1 protein-coding gene and 1 pseudogene are annotated in these 2,404 nt (G+C 69.8%); both read left to right on the top strand.

Features of this window, described 5'->3' with window-relative positions; genetic code table 11:
• Positions 1-531 (top strand): annotated as a pseudogene (locus H5J33_RS31280) (hypothetical protein); the annotation flags it as partial.
• Positions 532-617: 86 nt separating this feature from the next.
• Positions 618-2,144 (top strand): amino acid permease, encoded by a 1,527-nt coding sequence (locus H5J33_RS31285; protein ID WP_220212924.1) that lies wholly within the window; start codon positions 618-620, stop codon positions 2,142-2,144.
• The last annotated feature ends 260 nt before the right edge of the window (positions 2,145-2,404 follow it).

Here is a 2,404-nt window from a genome sequence, read left to right on the forward strand (position 1 = left end):
GCCCCCAAGGGCCTGCTCACCTCGCCGCCCGGCCCCTGGCGGCTGTTCGCGCACATCCTGTCCCTGGACCCCTGGCACCGCGAGGCCCACCACCGCTTCCTGTCCTGCTTCTTCACCCGCCACGGCGGCTCGGTCACCGCCGCCTGGGACGTCGCCGCCTTCCTCAGCCAGCGGGCCCCCGCCGACTCCCCCCTGCGGCTGCTGCCCCTGGTCGCCCTGGTGGAGAGCTACAACCCCACCCAGCTGCTCGCCGACCGGGTCTGGGAGCAGCCCCAGTGGCGCTCCACCGCGCTGGCGATCTACCAGAACTGGCTGCCCGCGGTGGCCGGTTACCGCTTCACCCCGGTGCTCGACCTCGCCTACCTCGCGCACGCCCTGGTGATGGCCCAGCGCGAGTTCGAGGCCCGGGCGGTGTTCACCGCGATGGGCCCCTACGCCTCGCGCATGCCCTGGAGCGCCTTCGGGGACCCCGTCGAGCAGCTCTCCCGGGCCCGGCGCGCCTGCGGCCTGCCCGTCCCGGGGCCGGGCTGATCCGCCCGCTCTCCTCGCCCCTTCCTGTCCGCTCCCCGTCCCCTCCTTGTCCCCATCGAGAGAAAGGCCGATCCGTGTCGGAACGGATGTCTACTTCCCGGACGCGCGCCCGGGCCGCGGACGCCGTCGTACTCGACGACGACGCCACGCTGCACGCGATGGGTTATCCGCGCAAACTCACCCGGCGCTTCAAAGCGTTCGACAATTTCGCCATCTCGTTCACCATCATCAATATCCTCTCGGGAATCTTCTCGTCCTTCGGATTCGGTATGAACGCGGGCGGCCCGCGGATTCTCGTGTTCGGCTGGATCGGCGTCTCGGTGATGGTCCTGCTCATCGGGGCGGCCATGGCGGAGGTCGCCTCCGCCTATCCCACGAGCGGCGCCCTGTATTTCTCCGCCGGTAAACTCGCCAAGCGGCACAAGGGCGCCTGGTCCTGGTTCACGGGCTGGCTGAACTTCGTGGGCCAGATCGGCGGTACGGCCGCCACCGGATACGCCGCGGCCACCTTCATCCAGGTGTTCGTGGAGCTCCAGTGGCCGTCCTACCACCCGACCGCACACCAGACGGTGCTGATCACGGCCCTGATCATCGTCCTGCAGGGGCTCGCCAACACCTTCACCGTCCAGCTCGTCGCCCTGCTGAACCGCATTTCCGTATGGTGGCTGCTGATCGGACTGGTCGTGATCGTGGGCGCCCTCGTCGTGATGCCCGACCATCATCAGTCCGCGTCCTTTGTCACGCATTTCGAGAACAACACCGGCTTCACCAGCGGGCTTTACGGCGGCATGCTCGGCCTGCTGGTCACCAGCTGGACCTTCACCGGGTTCGACGGCAGCTTCCACATGTCCGAGGAAACCGTCCAGGCGACGGTCAGCGCCCCGAAGGGGATCACCCGGGCCATCGGCTATTCGGCGATCGCCGGACTGGTGCTGATGCTGGCATTGGTCTACAGCATCGGCGACTACGACAAGGTAGCCGGCGCGGCCGCTCCGCCCGTCCAGATCCTCCTCGACGGCCTCGGGCTGCGCACCGCCAAGGTGATGCTGCTCATCGTCATCGGCGCGATGCTCTTCTGCGGTCTGGCCAACCTCACCAGCAACACCCGGCAGATCTTCGCCTTCTCCCGGGACGGCGCCATGCCCGGCTCCCGCTGGTGGCACTCGGTCTCACTGCGCACCCGTACGCCGGTGAAGGCGGTGTGGCTCGCGGTCGGCTGCTCGCTGGCGCTGGTGGTGCCGGGCTGGTGGTCGCACACGGCGTTCACCGCGATCGTCAGCGTCAACGTGGTCGGCCTCTTCCTCGCCTACGCCGTGCCGATCTTCCTGCGGCTGCGGCTCGGGGACTCCTTCCAGCCCGGCCCCTGGCACCTGGGCCGCTGGGGCAGGCCGATCGGCTGGCTCGCGGTGGTGTGGATCCTGCTCAGCAGCGTGCTGTTCATGCTCCCGCAGGCCTCGCCGATCACCGTCGACTCCTTCAACTACGCCCCGATCGCGCTCGCCGTCGTCCTGCTGATCGCCACGGTGTGGTGGTTCGCCACGGCCCGCCGCCGCTTCCAGGGGCCGGTGAGCTACGGACGGCCCGACGAGGTCGCCGCGATGGACCTGGTCTGACCCCTCGCGCGCCCGGGCGGCCGTCCGCCCGGGTCCGCGGGCGGGCACACCCCGGGCGCCCGCCGCCGGTGGCCGAGACCAATATTCCTGGCGCGGCATGCGTCGAAGTGCTGGCAGCGCGATTCCGCCTGCTCCATAGTTACCGCACCGGACCAGCCCGACTCGGACACCCTGGGGGTCGTCGCGCCCATGAGCAGAGCCGAACAGCCCTCCCGCAGAACCGTCCTGGCGGCGGCCGTCGCCGCGACGGTGGCCGGCAC

Origin of the sequence: Streptomyces sp. WELS2 (assembly GCF_013870595.1) — a bacterium.
In the GTDB taxonomy this organism is placed as follows: Bacteria; Actinomycetota; Actinomycetes; order Streptomycetales; family Streptomycetaceae; genus Streptomyces.

Excerpts from the sequence above, each read along its gene's own strand:
- H5J33_RS31285 (WP_220212924.1), top strand. The coding sequence starts at position 618 with ATGTCTACTTCCCGGACGCGCGCCCGGGCCGCGGACGCCGTCGTACTC.